Below are 16601 nucleotides of genomic sequence, written 5' to 3' on the forward strand. Positions count from 1 at the left end.
ATATAAAAGAAGCAAAAAGGCAATTCAGTCGAATCTCCGACTGAATTTGCCTTATGTATCATTAGATTATTTTACTTTTGCAGTACTTGTAATCAATTCAACGGCTTTTTTAATAACAATATCATGTTTCAACATATCTGTTGAAAGAAGTTGACGAACACGCTCCACTTCCATGTTGTAGTCAGTTGCAAGTGAAGAAATTTCTGCTTCGATGTCTTCATCGCTCGCTTCAAATCCTTCTGCTTTTGCAACAGCTTCAATCACAAGATTAGTCTTAGTACGTTTTTCAGCGTCAGCTTCATGTTGTTTATGAAGATCTTCTTGAGTTGTACCAGTGATTTGGAAGTACATGTCTGGTGAAATACCTTGACGTTGCATGTTCCCAAGAAATTCATTTACAGAGCGATGAACTTCTTCATGAACCATTTCCTCTGGCAATTCAACGATTTCTGCATTTTCTACTGCAAGGTCAAGTGCCGCAGATTCAACTGCATCATCAAACGCAATTTCTTTTGATTCAGCCAATTCTTTGCGGTATTTTTCTTTTAATTCATCCAGTGTTTCAACATCTTCATCAATATCTTTGGCAAGTTCGTCATCTACTTCTGGAACTTCTTTTTCTTTGACTTCATGAATCGTAGTTACAAATTTAGCATCTTTACCTGCAAGATCTGTTGCTTGATAGTCTTCTGGGAATGTCACGTTTACTTCTACTGTTTCACCAGCAGCATGTCCAACTAATTGGTCTTCAAAACCTGGAATGAATTGACCGCTTCCAAGTTCAAGTGAGAAGTTATCTCCTTTACCACCATCAAATTCAACGCCGTCAACTGTTCCAACAAAATCAATCACAACTGTATCACCATTAGCAGCCTTATCTTCTTTCAATACAAGTTCTGCTAAATTATTGCGTTCGCGTTCAATTCTTGCATCTACATCTGCATCAGATACTTCTTTAGAGACATCAACAGATACTTCTAAGTTTTTATACTCACCTAATTTTACTTCGGGTTTTGTAACCACTTCCGCAGTAATGGTCCAATCTTGACCTTTTTCCATAGACGCCACATCAAATTGTGGTTGAGCAACAACTTCGATCTCTGCTTCTTTAACAGCAGCTTCATAAGCAGCTGGGAGAAGAGCATTTAATGTATCTTGGTAAAGAGCTTCTTCACCAAATCTTTGATTAAACACTGGACGAGGAAGATGACCTTTACGGAAACCTGGTACATTCAGATTTTTCTTAACTGAGTTAAATACACGATCCAATTCTGGCTTGATTTGTTCTTGACTAATTGTAAATGTCAAAACTCCGCGATTTGTTTCTTTGCTTTCAAATGATACAGACATTCTGTCATTTCTCCTTAAAATTTATTGAATACAATCAATTATACCATAAATACACGTTATTTCACAAATTTTCTAATGAAAAATTTAACGATTTTTCCGTCCATTTGCTGATTTTGCTCTTTATGCTTTCCGAATTTTATCCTTTTTGTAAGCAGCTCGCGCTCCACCGATTAGCTTTGGACGACTGGCAAGCGCAGTCACATGCGCTTCTCCGAGTTCTCTCAAAATTGGTCGTACCGGAATTTGGACGTGCTTAATATGCATACCAATTGCTGTATCTCCGATATCCATCCCTGCTTGAGCCGTAATAAATTCCACTTCAACTGGGTTGTTCATATATTTAAAAGCTGCTAATTGACCACTTCCACCAGCATGAAGAGTTGGCAACACATTGACAATTTCCAGATTTTGTTTCTGCGCCAATTCTTTCTCCACGACCAAAGCACGATTGACATGTTCACATCCCTGAACTGCCAAGTAAATTCCACGAAGTGACAACATATCCAACATAGTTTTGACAATAGCCTCTCCCACTTCTTGACTGGAATTTTTTCCAATATGCCCTCCAATCACCTCACTGGAAGACAAGCCCAGTACAAAAATATCACCTGAAGATAGTGCTGATTTCTCTAAAACATCTGCTAAAATGGTTTGAGTTTGTTTTTTCAATTCTTGTAAATTCATCATTTTACCTCGTTTCATTTTGTCATAAATACTTCTGAATATATTTACAAATAGAGCTTTTAGAAGCCCAAGAGGACACCGCCCTTATTTGTTTGACTTTTTCAAAACATCTGTCAACAGTTTATTCAAAATAGATCCGACAATTATCCCTAAGGTATTTTGGCAAAAGTTAGGAAATATTTCTGGAAAAGCCGCTCCCCAACCATGCATGATAGTGGAAGCAACAGCATAACCTCCTACCATAACAAACGTAGCCAACACCAAACCGAGATAACGACTTCTTCCTTTAAAACCTGCAAAATATCCTTGTAAACTATGAAAAATCAAGCTAAAGAACATCCACTGTGGATAACCCGAAAGCAAATCAATGAGAAACCCAGCTAAACCACCGACGATTGCTCCTTCTTTTCTGCCAAAATAAAAGGCAGTAAAAAAAATGCCTGCATCGAGGAACGTTAAAATCCCCGTTGGTGTTGGAATTTTTAAATAGTAGCCCAAAACAACTGTCAACGCAGCAATCATGGACAAAAGGACAAGTTTATATGTCTGATTTTTTTTCATATTGAACAACCCCATATTGATCTGAATGTTGGATGGCTTGATAAACAAATTTTTTTGAAATTTGAACAGCTTCAACAATTGATTTTCCTAGTAATAGTTGACTGGCAATGCTAGAAGCAAAGGTACAGCCAGCGCCCGTGTTATTGTTGTCTAAAACAGATGATTCCAGAAATTGAAACTGCTCTCCATTATAAAAAACATCAACTGCTTTTTGAGAATCTAGACGATTCCCTCCTTTGATAACAACGGATTTAGCACCTAAGAAATGGAAAATTCTAGCCGCTTCTTTTACATCCTCCAGTGTTCGCAACTCTTTTTGAGCCAATAGTTCGGCTTCTGGTAAATTAGGCGTGATAATACTTGCATAAGGGAAAAATTTAATCAGTTCCTCTCGAAGTGCTGAGACCTCGACATCATGAGTTTCCTTGCAAACCAAGACAGGATCTAATACGACAGGAATGCCTGCATGAGCTTTCACAAAATCCAAGGCCAAATCTGCTATTTCAACATTTGGTAAGAGTCCTAGTTTGATGGCTGAGAAAGGCACATTCTTGAGAGAATGAAGCTGCTGAGAAAAAACAGTAGAATCAACAGGAATGACTTCAAAACCTTGCTCTGTCATGGCTGTCAGGCAAGTCACTGCCACAAAACCATGTAGTTGATTGACTGTATAAGTGGCTAAATCAGCGTGCAATCCGCCACCGCTAAAGATATCATTCCCTGAAATTGCCAGAATAAGATTATTCCTCATATCGTATCTCCTTTAGATAAAGTCCGTTTGGTGCTGCTGTTGGTCCAGCCAAATGACGATTTTTCTCTGTTAAAATTCTATCAATTTGCTCAACTGGCATTCGTTTATTTCCAATTTTCAATAAAGTACCGACCATATTGCGAATTTGCTTATACAAGAAGCCATTGCCAGAGAAAGTAAAAATCAGAAAGTTGCGTTTCTCATCAAAGTCTAAGTATGCTTTTGTAATCGTCCGAACTTTATTTTCCACACTAGTCCCTGAAGCTGTAAAACCCGTAAAATCATGAGTTCCTTCTAACTTTTCAATAGCTTCTTCAATCAAACTCAAATCAAGCGGATAAGGGTAATGGGTTGCATAATGGCGCATCATAGGATTTTTAGGACGCCCGATATCCACTATAAATTCATAGGTCTTGCTGTGTTTACAATATCTTGAATGAAAATCTTCATTCACCTCTTCTACGCTAATAAAATCAATGTCTTCTGGTGTCTGCGTATCAAGTGCGAAACGTAGTTTTTCTTCATCCCTTTTTTGTGGTAAATTAAAATGAATTACCTGCCCCAAAGCATGAACGCCACTGTCTGTGCGTCCAGCTCCATGAACGATGACAGGCTTTCCTCTATTGATTTTAGTTAAAGTCTTTTCAATCTCTTCTTGAACGCTGCGAGCATGAGGTTGCCGCTGAAAACCAGCAAAGTCATGACCATCGTAAGAAATAATCGCTTTATATCGTGTCATGTGTTTATTGTAACAAGAAATAAATTGGAAAACAAGAAACTAAAAACCCAACTGTCCGGGGACAGATTTTCATTAAAAATATGCTACACTAGAATACGGAGGAAAGATAAATGACTGATATTACTTTTTGCGAAAAGAAATTTCGATTTCGTTACAAAGCTGCTGCCGTCATTATTGAAGAAGGCGCGCTTGCTTTTATGACCAATCCAAACGAGGATTATTTTTATCCTTTAGGTGGAGCTGTTCAGCTAGGAGAAACATCAGAAGAAGCTGTTCTTCGAGAAATTAAGGAAGAAACTGGACAGGACTACGAAATCGATCGATTGCTGTTCATTCACGAAAATTTTTTCCAACAAAGTTCTGGCAAATTAGCCGGTCTGAATTGCCATGAAATTTCCTTTTATTACTTGATGAAGTCAAAAGGCCAGCAGTTCCCAAGCTTTTCTGCTGCCGAAACAGTTGAATGGATTCCACTAGATCGAATGGATGAGTATCAAGCCTACCCAAATTTTCTAGCAAAACTTGTTTCCACACAACCAACTGGTATCAAGCGCGTCATCACCAAAGATGAAAAACACACATTTTTATCCTTATAATATAAAAGAGCAGCGTCAAACTGCTCTTTTCTTATTGCTCAAAGGCATCTTTCATTTTATCAAAGAAACCTTTTTTCTTTGGATTGATTTTCATATCACCAGCTTCTGCGAACTCTTTCAGCGCTGCTTTTTGTTTGTCGTTAAGTCCTGTCGGTGTTACAACATTGACTGTGACATACTGGTCTCCCATGCTGCCGCCACGAAGGCTCGGTGCTCCCTTTCCACGCAGGCGGAAGCGTTTGCCAGTTTGTGTTCCTTCTGGAATGGTTAATTCCACATCACCGTGAACGGTTGGTATTTCCACGCTGTCACCTAAAGCTGCTTGAACGAAATTGAGATTGAGCTTATAATAAATGGTTGATCCATCCCGTTCAAACTTGTCACTTGATTCCACCTGAACGACGACATACAAATCACCATAAGGTCCACCATTGAAACCAGCTTCACCTTGCCCAGATAAGCGAACTTGTTGACCAGTTTCAACACCTGCTGGAATTTTAACATGAACACTATGGGCTTGCTTTTCATGCCCTGTTCCGTGACAAGTTTGGCAAGAGTCTTTGATTTCTTGTCCACGCCCATGACAGACATCACAGGTCACCTGACGGCGCATCATTCCAAGAGGTGTTTGTGTATCCACATTGATCACGCCTGCCCCATGACAGCGGCTACAAGTGACTGGATTGGTTCCTGGTTTCGCACCAGAGCCATGACAAGTATGACAGGTCGCCTCACGATTGTATTTAATTTCTTTGTCTGTGCCAAAAATGGCTTCTTCAAACTTAAGGTTGACTCGATATTGCAGATCATCTCCTTGACGAGGTGCGTTTGGATTGCGACTTGCACCGCCTCCACCAAAGAAGCTAGAGAAAATATCTTCAAAGCCACCAAAGCTAGAACCATCAAAGCCACCGAAACCGCCAGCTCCACCACCGAAGCCTCCATTAGCACCCGCAGCACCATATTGGTCATAGGCTGCCCGTTTTTGCTCATCACTTAAGGTTTCATAGGCCTCTTGGACTTCCTTGTATTTCTCTTCAGCACCCGGTTCTTTATTGATGTCTGGGTGATATTTTTTTGATAATTTCCGATAGGCTTTCTTGATCTCATCCTGAGATGCATTCTTAGAGACACCTAGACGGTCATAATATTCTGTATTGTTCATTTAAGATACCAAGACCGTAAAATTCGACTGAAAAATAGGAAATCAAGCGACGGAGCGATGCTCCTAGGCTGATTTCTCTTTTTTCTGAGAATTTAGGTCGGGTTCAGTTCCTTTCTAACTTAGTATAAGAAAGAACCGGAAGTTTCCATTCCAATTTCTTTCTTACCGAAAAACAGAGGCTGGCTTACAACCTCTGGATTTCTTCCTATCATTACGACGTTCGAGTTTTAAAAATCAAACTAGTAATGCTGAATTGAGTTTTGGCTAAAAACATCGGAAAAAAGATAAGCCATCTTTTGTGCACCGCACAAGGCGATGGCTTCCTATTTTTCTTTCGTTTTCTTAACGCCTCAACATCTTATTGAATCGAGCACGCCCTAACCTCTTGGTGAAAAAGATAAATCTTTCTAGAAACTAAAGTTTCTGCATCAGATTTCCTATTTTCACTGTGAGGTTTTAACGGGCTTTGCATCTTATTTTTCAGTAAACTCTCCGTCTACGATGTCATCGCCTGCGTTTCCTGTTGCTTGTGCGCCTTCTGCTCCTGCTTGAGCTTGTTGGGCTGCAGCCGCTTGTTCATAGAGTTTCACTGCCAATGCTTGAGCTTTTTCGTTGAGATCTTCCAATTTCGCCTTCATGTCGTCCAAGTTATTGTCTTCTTGGGCTTTCTTAAGTTCATCAAGAGCAGCTTGGGCAGCGTCACGCTCTGCGTCGAAGCCTTTACCTTCTGTTTCCTTGATTGTCTTTTCAGTCGCAAAGATAGCTTGGTCAACTTCGTTACGAAGGTCAACTTCTTCCTTACGTTTCTTATCTGCTTCAGCGTTTGCTTCTGCATCCTTCATCATGCGGTCAATTTCTTCGTCAGTTAAACCGCTGTTAGATTGGATGACAATGTGTTGTTCTTTTTGAGTTCCAAGGTCTTTGGCTTTAACAGACACGATACCGTTCTTATCAATGTCAAACGTTACTTCGATTTGAGGGATTCCGCGAGGAGCAGCTGGGATATCTGTCAATTGGAAACGTCCAAGAGTCTTGTTATCTGCTGCCATTGGGCGTTCCCCTTGAAGAACGTGGATATCAACAGCTGGTTGGTTGTCTGCTGCAGTTGAGAAGACTTGTGATTTAGATGTTGGAATCGTTGTGTTGCGGTCAATCAGTTTAGTGAAGACACCACCCATTGTTTCAATACCAAGTGACAATGGTGTTACGTCAAGAAGGACAACGTCTTTGACATCACCAGTGATGACGCCACCTTGGATAGCTGCACCCATGGCAACAACTTCGTCAGGGTTCACTGATTTGTTTGGTTCTTTACCAGTTTCAGCCTTAACAGCTTCCACAACGGCAGGGATACGAGTTGATCCACCAACTAGGATAACTTCATCGATTTCTGACAGAGAAAGTCCAGCGTCAGATAGAGCACGACGAACAGGACCTTTTGTACGGTCTACAAGATCACGTGTTAAATCATCAAATTTAGCACGAGTCAGGGTCATTTCCAAGTGGAGCGGTCCAGCTTCACCAGCTGTGATAAATGGCAGGCTGATTTGCGTTGAAGTCACACCTGAAAGATCCTTCTTTGCTTTTTCAGCTGCGTCTTTCAAACGTTGAAGCGCCATCTTGTCAGTTGATAAGTCAATGCCGTTTTCTTTCTTAAACTCAGCTACCATATGGTCAATAATCTTTTGGTCAAAGTCGTCACCACCGAGTTTGTTGTCCCCTGCAGTTGCTAATACGTCGAAGACACCATCACCCAATTCAAGGATAGAGACGTCAAATGTACCACCACCAAGGTCGAATACCAAGATTTTTTCTTCTTTTTCAGTCTTGTCCAAACCGTAAGCAAGAGCTGCAGCTGTTGGTTCGTTGACAATCCGTTCTACTTCAAGACCAGCGATTTTACCAGCGTCTTTGGTCGCTTGACGTTGTGCATCGTTAAAGTAAGCTGGCACAGTGATAACTGCCTTAGTTACTTTTTCGCCAAGATAATCTTCTGCATAACCTTTCAAGTATTGCAGAATCATGGCTGAAATTTCTTGTGGAGTGTACTCTTTTCCGTTAGCAGAAACTTTTTCAGAAGTTCCCATTTTTGATTTGATAGAAATCACTGTATCTGGGTTTGTCACTGCTTGACGTTTTGCGGCATCACCAACGATGATTTCACCATTTTTAAATGATACGACAGACGGAGTTGTGCGATTTCCTTCTGGATTTGCGATAATTTTGCTTTCAGTTCCTTCAAGAACTGCAACTGCTGAGTTTGTTGTACCTAAGTCAATACCGATAATTTTAGACATAATAATGATACCAAGAACGCCGACAATGCGACTGAAAATTAGGGAACCAACGAAGCATTCGATGAATGCCAGGCGGTTTATCTATTTTCCGAGCATTTCGTTCGGGTTCAAATCCTTTCTTATTTCCTATTTTTACTTTAATTTTCTTTTTGATACTCTTCTTAGGTGGCGACGCCGTCAGAGCTTGACTTCGTCAATCTCTTTGACTAAACTTTGAGCCTAAAGTCTCAAAGTTTGCGTAAGTAGCGCCACGACAAAGAGTATCGTCTTTGGTTCGCTTCGCTCATCAGAAGCAAAGCTAAACGAATGTTTTCTTCCTTCATAGTTTATTGTCGTTTCGGACAAATTTTACGCAGTAGCTGATTGGCAGTTCACTTCGCAAACGCTCGTGACCAGCCTAATCACCCTTGCGGGGGTGCGTCAACGAAATCACAGATTTCTGACTTACCGCCTAATTATAAACAACCACCATTGCTGGTCTTAAGATGCGGTCATGGAGTTTGTAGCCTTTTTGGAAGACTTGGGCAATGGTATCTGCTGGATGCTCGTCATCTGCTGGAACTGTTTGGATGGCCATGTGATAGTTATGGTCAAATGCTCCGTCCGCTACGATTTCTTCAATTCCTTCTTCTTTGAGAGCATGAATCAAGCTTTCCTGCACCATCTCTAAGCCTTTTTTGACATCATCTGTCAGACTTTCGACAGCCAGAGCTCGCTCTAAATTGTCCAACGAAGGCAAGATAGCTTTTGCCAAATCCTGACTGCGGTATCTTTGCAGCTGCTGGCGTTCTTCATTAGCACGGCGCTGAATATTTTGCATTTCAGCGTGAGCACGGAGATATTTGTTTTCAAAATCTTCTGCCCGCTCATTGGCTAGTTCTAATTCTGTTTTTTCAGGACTTACTGATTCAGCTTGATCAGCTGTTTCTACAGCTTCCTCTTTTACTTCCACATCTTCTGGATGTTCTTCTTGTTTATGTTTTGCCACAAGGCACCTCCTTTTTAGGAATATTTATACTATAATTAATGGACTTCATAGTGATTACTACTCAGATATCGATAAAAATCAGTCAATTTCATGGTCAGCACACGGTTGACAACATTCATCTGGCTGACCAGCCGTTGGTAATCAAGATTAACCGGACCAACAACTGCCAGCACCCCAAAACCTCGATAAGGAATGAGGAATTTGCTGGAAATTAGAGTCAAATCAGCCAAACAGCTTTCTCTGCTGTCTGCCACGCGCACACTTTGCATCTGATCTTCAGCTAAACTATCTCGAAGCTCAAAAGCTACTTTTTGGGGCTGATCAAAGAACTGATAACTCTCTAAATCTGCAAAATCTAATAATCTTACCTTCCCAGACACAATGACATTTTCTTTGAAAATATCACTAAAGATATGCTCGAAAAGATCCAGAACATTATCGGTCGTTGTAAAATAACGCTGGATAATCTGAGGAATCTCTGTTCGGATTTTATAGTGAATATCAAGAACTGTTTGTCCTAAAAAACGATCTTGAATCAATTCTTTCAGCTGAATCAAATCACCTCGTAGGAAATTACGGGGGATCACGAACTGGCTGGTAATCGTATTGGACTCATCTAAAGTGAAAACTGCTAAAGCTGTATGTTGGCTGAGAATCACGATGTCAAAAGCAGTCAAGCGTTGTTGACTTGGCTCTACATCAAGTGCTGCCACTGTACATCCGCTCAACATTGAAAGAACATCTGCTGCCTGTTGAAGAACATCCTCTAACTTGAAGAATTCACGATCAAATGCCTTTATCACTTCATAGAGTTCATTTTCAGCAAGACGATCAAAGGAAAGGGAGTGTTTGACAAAGTATTGAAAACCTGCAACACTAGGCTTACGTCCACTTGATGTGTGTGCTTTTTCTAAAAGGCCTTGTTTTTCAAGAATAGCCATATCATTACGAATCGTCGCACTGCTTGATTTGATTGACTCTTGTAGCGCTTTGGATCCGACTGGCTCGTGGGTCTTGGTAAAGATATCAATAATCAAATTCAAAATCTCATTTTGACGCTCCGTGACCACGGCATCACCTCCAATCAAGATTCCAATCACAATTAGCACTCAACCTACTCGAGTGCTAACTCATGATTCTATTATACACTCTTCCACACCAAAGTCAAGATAAAAACTCAAAAAATTAGCACTCTTTTTACAAGAGTGCTAAAAATCAGACTTAAGATGAAGTATTTGCACATCATTCTTCTATTATCTTAAACCCTAAGCTAGTGCTATCACGGAGAAACATCTGAACAGTTTCCAATGAATACTCATATAGATCTTTGCCATTGAGAGATAATTTTTGAATCAAATCTGGTGTACAAGTGATAATATCTACACCTAACTCATCTGCTTGATAAATATTGTATGCTTCTCGTGGACTCGCCCACAGCAATTCCACACTAGATTTTTGATGACATAAAGTCAAAGATTCTTTCATAATCGGTATCGGATCCACACCTGTATCAGCTATCCGCCCCGCAAAGACAGACACGATTGACGGCAGTCCTGCCTTTAAAACTGGCACAATTTCCTTGACTTGTTCTACAGTAAACACCGCTGTCACATTAACTTTAATTCCTTTAGATGTTAATCGATCAATGAGAGGAAGAGTTGATTCACCTCGAGAATTGATGACCGGAATTTTCACATAGACATTTTCACCGAGAGAAGCTAAGAATTCCGCTTCTTTCTCCATGATTTCCATCTCGTCTGAAAACACCTCAAATGACACTGGAAATTCTGTAATTTTTGTCAACACTTCTTTGGCAAATTCTACATAACTTGTAATGCCCGCTTTTTTCATTAGACTAGGATTGGTCGTAAAACCTGATACTAACCCAGACTCTAAATCCTTTAACATCTTATCCAATACCGCACCATCTGAGTAAACTTTAATAGATAATGTTTTAACCATATTTTTCTCCTTAATGTTATTCTTCAGAAATATTATTTAAAGCTGTATTTCCCTTTGTAATGATGGATGGTAACAGTAAAACCACGACTAAAACCGCTACAATCAGATAAACACCGATTTGTCCAATGGAATTTCCAACATTACCCAGCAAAATTCCAAATACGCCAAAGTCAAAATCGCCAAACGTTGTATTTGCAAAACCCAATTTTCCTAAAACGGGTAAGAGCGTTGCAGGAAGAAAGGCTAGAAACAAACCATTTACAAAAGATCCCAAAATAGCTCCACGTCGCCCCCCTGTTGCATTTCCGAATATTCCAGCAGTTGCTCCACAGAAAAAGTGAGGCACCATACCAGGAACAATCAAAACACCACCAATTGCTCCTAACACGAACATACCAAGCAAACCTCCAAGGAAACTAAAAGCAAAACCGAGAATAACAGCCGTCGGAGCATAAGGAAAGAATACAGCACAATCCACAGCAGGAACAGCATTCGGAATCAATTTCATTGCGATACCTTGGAAAGCTGGAATCAAATCTGCCAAAATCATCCGAACACCAGCATAAACGATAGCGACACCAACTGCGAATGTCAAACCGCCTACAATAGCAAAGATGAACGGATTTTTTCCTGCTGCTAATTCTGTTACAGTTTTAGGATTATTGATGAGACAGGCTACAACTGCAATGAGGTAAAATACGACCATCACCAAGCCTGTCGAAATGGTTGTATTTCTCAAAAAACTCCACTTCTCAGAGATATGCAATTCTTCCGTACTGGGACTGTTTTTGCCAACTTTAGAACCAATCCAAGCTGACAGATAGTAACCCAGACTACCAAAATGTCCCATAGCAATCTCATCTCCATCGGTGACTTTCAGAGTATACTTTTGCCCAATAGCTGGCGAAATTGCAGACCAGGCCCCAAGAATAAAGCCGCCAACCGCAACTAAAGCCATTCCTTTAAAGCCAATCGCTCCCAATACTGCAGACAAAAGACAAGCCATAAAGAAACTATGGTGTCCTGTTAAAAAGATATATTTGAATCGCGTGAAACGTGCAAACAAAATATTTAAAACCAAGCCAACAATCAAGATAGACATGGTTTCAACACCTAAAATCTTCTGAGCTACCGAAGTTACAGCTTCATTATTTGGTACAACCCCTGTAATGCCAAAGCCTTGGTCAATCAAAGTAGCCAAAGGAGCTAGGTTTTGTTGGATAACAGTCGCTCCAGCAGCTAACATCAAATACCCTAGAATAGGTCCTAATGTTCCTGTCAACACCTTGTGACTCGGAGTGCGCAAAGCGACTAAGCCAACGAAGGCAATCAGCCCCATCAAAAACGCAGGTTCGCTCAAAATATTTTGTAAAAAAGTCAGTACTCCATTCATCATAAAACCTCCATTCTTATTAAGGATTCATTTCTTCTAAAACTGGAACCAAATCTGCTTCAATCTTCTTACGATTTGTGTAGCTTTTGACAATACAGACTTTGGTTTCTACTGGAAAAATATCTTTAAATTCTTTAACTGTTACGTAAAGATCGGCACCTTTTCCGACTGCAGCATTTGAGTCACAAGACTCTACCTCCACTTCGATACCCAAATCTTTAGCTATTGCTTCCACCTTTAAACGTAGTAAAAGACTGCTGCCGATACCATTTCCACAAACTGTTACAATTTTAATCATAGCTTTCTCCTTTCTCAATTGCTTCTGTGATGATGCATAGTATTTCATCAATTGTTTCCGCCCTAATTAAGCTCCCTACTACTCCTTCATCATCCAAAATCATTGCCAGCTCCTGTAACGACTTCAAATGAGAAGTCGAATCAACTGCAGCCAAGACAAAAATTAGTTGAACTTGCTTTTCCTCATCTCCTTCATCTGTTATATCAAAATCCACAGGTTGTTTGAGTTGCAATAAACTAATTCCCAATTTATCAACTCCGTATTCAGGCGATGCATGTGGAACAGCAACCCTTGGTGCCAGTACAATATATGGTCCCATTTGCTCCACCGAATCAATCATCCCTTCCACATAAGATTGGTGGATATAACCTTGTTCCAGCAATGGAGCAGATGCCACTTGAATCGCTTTCTTCCAATCAGGCACACACTCTATCTGCCTTATTAATTTTCTTTCCAGTAAATCTACCAAACCATATCCTCCTAGTTCTTGTTTTTCTTGATTACCCATGATGTAAGTCGATAATTCTCTGCGAAGCTTACTCATATCCTTGATCTCTGCATGCCTATGGATAATCTGCAATAATTCTTCAACAGAAATTCCCATTTCATCTATATTAAAGTCGGTACAAACTTGTTTTTTCAACATGATTTTCTCCATTGAATTCATCAAAGGTTTTAACAAATAAAGTGGCTTATTCGTTTCAAAATAAATTGTTGAAAAAATCATGTCGTAAGTAGAAACACCAATTTCTTTCACCTGTTTTAGCTGGTGCACCTCTCGAAATACCATTTTAGGAAATAGCTGCTTTAACTCCGACTGAAGAATCAAAGAAGAACTAACACCATTTGGACAAATGGTTAGAGCAGTCAACTTCGCACTCTGATTTGATGTCCCAATCTGCTCCAGATACCCACCAAAATGAATGGTGAAATAAGCAATTTCATCATTGCTAATCGTCTTTTTCAAATATTTTTCCAAAGGGCTCAAACTTCGCCTTACAAGATGAAAGAGTGAATTGAAATCCTTTAGAATCTGCTCTTTTAAAGGATTATTCAATGGAATATCAAACAAAAGTCGATAAAAAGCCGGATAAAGATGAGCATATAAATCTTTTCTAAATTGAATGGAATCTCTAAATTCAATCCCTGTATAAGCTTTTACTTGATTGATAATCCGATCCATAATGAAAATCATTAACGGGTCTGGATTGTCTATCAAATCTCCTTGAATACATCCTGCTAACCGACTCATGATAAAATAACGTTTCTGCTCTAGCAAAGGATAAGAAACCACCAACTCTTTCACAAGTCTCCCTATGGAAGATTGTTCCATTTTCGATAAATATGGAGGTCCAATGACAGTCTGTTCTTCCCATTGTTGGCTAGCCAAAACCGCTAATAAGTAGCTCACTGCTTTGGTTTTTTCAAAAATAAAAACCAAATGATATTGACAGCCCAAATCATATAAGAAGTTATAAATCTCTTCAACATTTATTTGAAGCTGGCATTCATCCAGCACATATTTGATGACCCAACTGCCACTAGCTTTGGCTAAAATATTTTCTACCACTTGCTCAAGTAGAAGCATACGCTTTGTGTCGGTTGCACGTATAATGTAACCTTCTTGTCGAGTATAGACAAGTTGCCCCCCATATTTCTTTGCCTGCAATCTCGCTTTTTTTAAATCAGATAAAACCGAATTTTTACTCATCTGAAGTAAGCATTGCAAATGAGTATTAGAGACAAAATCAGTATTCAATAGAATATAAAGTATGATCATATCCAATCGCTCTTCAAAGAACAAATATTCACCTGAGTCTAATGACATCCGGGAAAATAGATCATTGAGAGAAATATCTGGCATTTGAATATACGATTCTTCTATTTGTATCCGTGGTAAACCCACACTAAACAATATATCATTGATTTTACGTATATCCGTCAGCACCATTTTTCTATTGGATTTTAGGAGAACAGCTAATTCTAATATAGAGGCATTCGGATAGCTAGAAAAGATTTGAAATTTTTCAATGAGCTCATTTGATAACACGATGATACCTCCTACAATTTTAGTATAATATAAAAAGTATCCGCTTTCAATTCAGATTCAGCCCAATTTATTACCCAGGTCATTAGCTTCGAATTGTGCTTTGGTCGAGAAATATATGAAAAAGCAGGGAAATTTCCCTGCTTTTTCATATACAAATTCTATCTAAACTCCCTTGATTTGTTCATATCAGTTGATTTTGAACACTTTATTTTGCTGACTGTTCTGCTAGTTCTTTTGCCCCCACTGTGCGATAAGACATATCACCAACATATTCAACTGTAAAGCGACCCTCTTCGTACTCAACAACCGTCACACTACCATTATCTAAACCATGCGGTCTTGTTTGGTCAATGAGATATACAAAAGTTCCAATAGTCATACCGTGGCTAGCAATCAAGGCATTGCCACCACCAGAGGCTTCTATTTCTTTTGCAATGTCTGAAAATCCTGTCCAAATACGATTGCTCAATTTTTCCCAACTTTCAGCCCAACCAGCAGTATCCACTTCCACCAGACCTTCGGCCAGCTCAGGATAACTCAATTGATGAACATGCTCTACATTAAAAACACGCGGCATCACTCCCATGAACAATTCGCCATCATAGGCTCCATCAAAACTGCCAAAACACCATTCGCGAAGTCGTTTATCTGTGCGATAAGGAATGCGTCCTGTTAAACCGAGTTCCTCTAGCAGAATCCCCATGGTTTGAATCGTCCGCCCACTATCACTAGAAAAAGCTTTTGCAAATTGAATCCCAGACTTGCGAAGTCCAATCCCTAGCTCACGAATTCCACGTTCTCCCACAGCGGTCAAAGGTGTATCAGACCAGCCTTGTGCCCGACCGATTGTATTAAACATGGTTTTCCCATGGCGAACAATGTATAATCTTGTTTTTGCCATATTTTACCTCCGTTTTTCTCACTATATTATATCATTTTTTGCAGAAAATCGTTTGAGAGATGAAAGAAAAATCAGGAGTAAGATAAAAGTCACAATTTGTAAACATCAACTTTTCTTACATTCCTGTTTTTATAATTATTTTTGTTTTTCCAGTATCTTAGCACCCACTTGGCGATAAGACATGTCTCCTAATGTTTGAATGGTAAATTTCCCATTTTCATATTCCACAACTGTTACACTACCATTTTGCACGCCAGGATTTTTGGTAATCGCTTCATCAATCAGATACGCAAAAGCACCGATTGTCATACTATGACTGACGACAAGAGCATTGCCCCCGCCAGAAGCTTCTACATCTTTAGCAATCGCTGTAAACCCATCCAGAATCCGACTGCTCAATTGTTCCCAAGGTTCAGCCCAACCAGCTGTATCGACTTCAACCAAGCCATTCGCCAACTCAGGTAGACTCAGCTCCTTATAGTCATCTGTATTAAGAACTCGTGGAATCACGCCATAAAAAAGCTCACCACCATAGGCTCCATCAAAACTTCCGAAACACCACTCACGAATCCGTTTGTCAAAAGTATAAGGAATGTTGCCTGTTAAGCCGAGTTCTTCAAGGACAATCCCCATGGTCTGAATCGTTCGACCGGAGTCACTGGAAAAAGCTTTAGAAAATTTCAACCCCGACTCTCGCAGACCAATTCCTAATTCATGGATGCCACGTTCCCCTTCAGCCGTAAGTGGCGTATCACTCCATCCTTGCGCCCGACCAATTGTATTAAACATCGTTTTTCCATGACGAATAATGTATAATTTCGTTTTTGTCATTTTAATCTCCTTTTCAAAAGAAAAGGCCTGTCATA

16 protein-coding genes are annotated in these 16601 nt (G+C 39.8%); 1 reads left to right on the forward strand and 15 read right to left on the reverse strand.

What is annotated here, in order from left to right; genetic code table 11:
* Window positions 1-66 precede the first annotated feature (66 nt).
* The 5 genes from tig to truA all read right to left on the reverse strand — a co-directional run bounded on the left by tig (window position 67) and on the right by truA (window position 4085).
* Window positions 67-1350, reverse strand: a complete 1284-nt coding sequence (gene tig, locus HMPREF1514_RS05885) for a trigger factor (protein WP_037597966.1) — start codon at window positions 1348-1350, stop codon at window positions 67-69.
* Between the two features lie 120 nt (window positions 1351-1470).
* A complete protein-coding gene (locus HMPREF1514_RS05890; protein WP_037598201.1) occupies window positions 1471-2034 on the reverse strand; it encodes a TIGR01440 family protein in 564 nt (187 codons plus the stop codon).
* Between the two features lie 84 nt (window positions 2035-2118).
* Entirely contained in the window at window positions 2119-2595 is a 477-nt protein-coding gene (locus HMPREF1514_RS05895; protein ID WP_037597969.1) for an ECF transporter S component, read from the reverse strand.
* Entirely contained in the window at window positions 2573-3346 is a 774-nt protein-coding gene (locus HMPREF1514_RS05900) for a bifunctional hydroxymethylpyrimidine kinase/phosphomethylpyrimidine kinase (protein ID WP_037597972.1), read from the reverse strand. Before HMPREF1514_RS05900 ends, HMPREF1514_RS05895 begins: the two co-directional genes overlap by 23 nt.
* Complete coding sequence (truA, locus tag HMPREF1514_RS05905; RefSeq protein WP_003070588.1) at window positions 3336-4085, reverse strand: tRNA pseudouridine(38-40) synthase TruA; 750 nt, start codon at window positions 4083-4085, stop codon at window positions 3336-3338. The genes HMPREF1514_RS05900 and truA overlap by 11 nt, the downstream gene beginning before the upstream one ends.
* Before the next feature lie 110 nt (window positions 4086-4195).
* Here truA and HMPREF1514_RS05910 point away from each other — a divergent pair, with 110 nt between their 5' ends.
* Entirely contained in the window at window positions 4196-4681 is a 486-nt protein-coding gene (locus HMPREF1514_RS05910; RefSeq protein ID WP_037597974.1) for an NUDIX hydrolase, read from the forward strand.
* A 31-nt stretch (window positions 4682-4712) separates the two neighbouring features.
* Here the strand turns inward: HMPREF1514_RS05910 and dnaJ are convergent, their stop codons facing one another.
* The 10 genes from dnaJ to HMPREF1514_RS05960 all read right to left on the reverse strand — a co-directional run bounded on the left by dnaJ (window position 4713) and on the right by HMPREF1514_RS05960 (window position 16566).
* A complete protein-coding gene (gene dnaJ, locus HMPREF1514_RS05915) occupies window positions 4713-5846 on the reverse strand; it encodes a molecular chaperone DnaJ (protein WP_037597975.1) in 1134 nt (377 codons plus the stop codon).
* A 473-nt stretch (window positions 5847-6319) separates the two neighbouring features.
* A complete protein-coding gene (dnaK, locus tag HMPREF1514_RS05920; RefSeq protein WP_037597978.1) occupies window positions 6320-8143 on the reverse strand; it encodes a molecular chaperone DnaK in 1824 nt (607 codons plus the stop codon).
* Between the two features lie 451 nt (window positions 8144-8594).
* Complete coding sequence (gene grpE / locus HMPREF1514_RS05925) at window positions 8595-9131, reverse strand: nucleotide exchange factor GrpE (RefSeq protein WP_037597979.1); 537 nt, start codon at window positions 9129-9131, stop codon at window positions 8595-8597.
* Between the two features lie 35 nt (window positions 9132-9166).
* Window positions 9167-10201: a heat-inducible transcriptional repressor HrcA gene (gene hrcA / locus HMPREF1514_RS05930; protein ID WP_037598203.1), complete on the reverse strand. Its 1035-nt coding sequence runs from the start codon at window positions 10199-10201 to the stop codon at window positions 9167-9169.
* Between the two features lie 172 nt (window positions 10202-10373).
* Window positions 10374-11093 carry a transaldolase gene (locus HMPREF1514_RS05935; protein ID WP_003070595.1) on the reverse strand — a complete coding sequence of 240 codons (720 nt, stop codon included), beginning with the start codon at window positions 11091-11093 and terminating at the stop codon, window positions 10374-10376.
* A gap of 16 nt (window positions 11094-11109) precedes the next feature.
* Entirely contained in the window at window positions 11110-12486 is a 1377-nt protein-coding gene (locus tag HMPREF1514_RS05940) for a PTS ascorbate transporter subunit IIC (RefSeq protein WP_003070596.1), read from the reverse strand.
* 19 nt (window positions 12487-12505) lie between these two features.
* A complete protein-coding gene (locus tag HMPREF1514_RS05945) occupies window positions 12506-12784 on the reverse strand; it encodes a PTS sugar transporter subunit IIB (protein WP_003035564.1) in 279 nt (92 codons plus the stop codon).
* Window positions 12777-14834, reverse strand: a complete 2058-nt coding sequence (locus tag HMPREF1514_RS05950) for a BglG family transcription antiterminator (RefSeq protein WP_003035577.1) — start codon at window positions 14832-14834, stop codon at window positions 12777-12779. Before HMPREF1514_RS05950 ends, HMPREF1514_RS05945 begins: the two co-directional genes overlap by 8 nt.
* Window positions 14835-15039: 205 nt before the next feature.
* The gene (locus tag HMPREF1514_RS05955; RefSeq protein ID WP_037597981.1) at window positions 15040-15735 is read right to left on the reverse strand and encodes a histidine phosphatase family protein; all 696 of its coding nucleotides are present in this window, start codon (window positions 15733-15735) and stop codon (window positions 15040-15042) included.
* Window positions 15736-15870: 135 nt separating this feature from the next.
* Window positions 15871-16566 carry a histidine phosphatase family protein gene (locus tag HMPREF1514_RS05960; RefSeq protein ID WP_037597982.1) on the reverse strand — a complete coding sequence of 232 codons (696 nt, stop codon included), beginning with the start codon at window positions 16564-16566 and terminating at the stop codon, window positions 15871-15873.
* Window positions 16567-16601 lie beyond the last annotated feature (35 nt).

Origin of the sequence: Streptococcus sp. AS20, from assembly GCF_000524255.1 — a bacterium.
Taxonomy (GTDB): Bacteria; Bacillota; Bacilli; order Lactobacillales; family Streptococcaceae; genus Streptococcus; species Streptococcus constellatus.

What these genes read in the sequence shown, in the direction of transcription:
- HMPREF1514_RS05940 (WP_003070596.1), bottom strand. Translation starts at nt 12,486, where the DNA reads ATGAATGGAGTACTGACTTTTTTACAAAATATTTTGAGCGAACCTGCG.
- dnaJ (WP_037597975.1), bottom strand. Translation starts at nt 5,846, where the DNA reads ATGAACAATACAGAATATTATGACCGTCTAGGTGTCTCTAAGAATGCA.
- HMPREF1514_RS05900 (WP_037597972.1), bottom strand. Translation starts at nt 3,346, where the DNA reads ATGAGGAATAATCTTATTCTGGCAATTTCAGGGAATGATATCTTTAGC.
- tig (WP_037597966.1), bottom strand. Translation starts at nt 1,350, where the DNA reads ATGTCTGTATCATTTGAAAGCAAAGAAACAAATCGCGGAGTTTTGACA.
- HMPREF1514_RS05935 (WP_003070595.1), bottom strand. Translation starts at nt 11,093, where the DNA reads ATGGTTAAAACATTATCTATTAAAGTTTACTCAGATGGTGCGGTATTG.
- HMPREF1514_RS05910 (WP_037597974.1), top strand. Translation starts at nt 4,196, where the DNA reads ATGACTGATATTACTTTTTGCGAAAAGAAATTTCGATTTCGTTACAAA.
- HMPREF1514_RS05955 (WP_037597981.1), bottom strand. Translation starts at nt 15,735, where the DNA reads ATGGCAAAAACAAGATTATACATTGTTCGCCATGGGAAAACCATGTTT.
- HMPREF1514_RS05945 (WP_003035564.1), bottom strand. Translation starts at nt 12,784, where the DNA reads ATGATTAAAATTGTAACAGTTTGTGGAAATGGTATCGGCAGCAGTCTT.
- truA (WP_003070588.1), bottom strand. Translation starts at nt 4,085, where the DNA reads ATGACACGATATAAAGCGATTATTTCTTACGATGGTCATGACTTTGCT.
- HMPREF1514_RS05960 (WP_037597982.1), bottom strand. Translation starts at nt 16,566, where the DNA reads ATGACAAAAACGAAATTATACATTATTCGTCATGGAAAAACGATGTTT.
- HMPREF1514_RS05890 (WP_037598201.1), bottom strand. Translation starts at nt 2,034, where the DNA reads ATGAATTTACAAGAATTGAAAAAACAAACTCAAACCATTTTAGCAGAT.
- HMPREF1514_RS05895 (WP_037597969.1), bottom strand. Translation starts at nt 2,595, where the DNA reads ATGAAAAAAAATCAGACATATAAACTTGTCCTTTTGTCCATGATTGCT.
- dnaK (WP_037597978.1), bottom strand. Translation starts at nt 8,143, where the DNA reads ATGTCTAAAATTATCGGTATTGACTTAGGTACAACAAACTCAGCAGTT.